General features: G+C 46.8%; 1 pseudogene. It reads right to left on the bottom strand.

What is annotated here, in order from left to right:
* A pseudogene (locus tag HMPREF6485_RS13890) lies at positions 1-364 on the bottom strand (IS21 family transposase); the annotation flags it as partial.
* Between the last annotated feature and the right edge of the window lie 181 nt (positions 365-545).

Below are 545 nucleotides of genomic sequence, written 5' to 3'. Positions count from 1 at the left end.
GGCGGACTGCCCGCTTGAAGGAAGACAGCTGAAGACCGTCAGGATACTCGGAATGATACTCATTGAAAAGTTTCCTGACACTCATCCCTTTGCGTGTCAGGCGGGATACATATCCGGGAAGCAAAGCCTCCAATTCAATCCTTTTGGAAGAAGGCCCCCGACGTCGGGATTCCGTACCGCCAAACATCTCATGCAACTGCTCCTCGGAAAGGGAGAGAAGCTGATCGATGCTTTTCCCACTTGAAAGGAACAGGCGGACATACTTGCGGACAGTGTTACGGGAAGTATGGAACGTGGATGCCGTTTCCTTGAAACCCATCCCTGCCGCATAACATCTTAAAAGGCTCTTGATTCTTTTATTCATTTGCATAGATTTTATTATTACCCCTTACACCAGGACTCGGGTTCTCAAATCTACACAAAAAAACTCTAACGACACTTGTACTAAGTGGTTAATGTTATTTGGGCCAAAAGGGTCAATCATATTATGGCCAAGGTGAGCAATCCTGTTTGGCCAAAAGGGTCAAAGCAGAGTGGCTTTTCCA

Origin of the sequence: Segatella buccae ATCC 33574, from assembly GCF_000184945.1 — a bacterium.
GTDB classification, from domain to species: Bacteria; Bacteroidota; Bacteroidia; order Bacteroidales; family Bacteroidaceae; genus Prevotella; species Prevotella buccae.
Note: the sequence above shows the minus strand (reverse complement) of the source record. Positions and strands in the feature narration are given on the sequence as shown.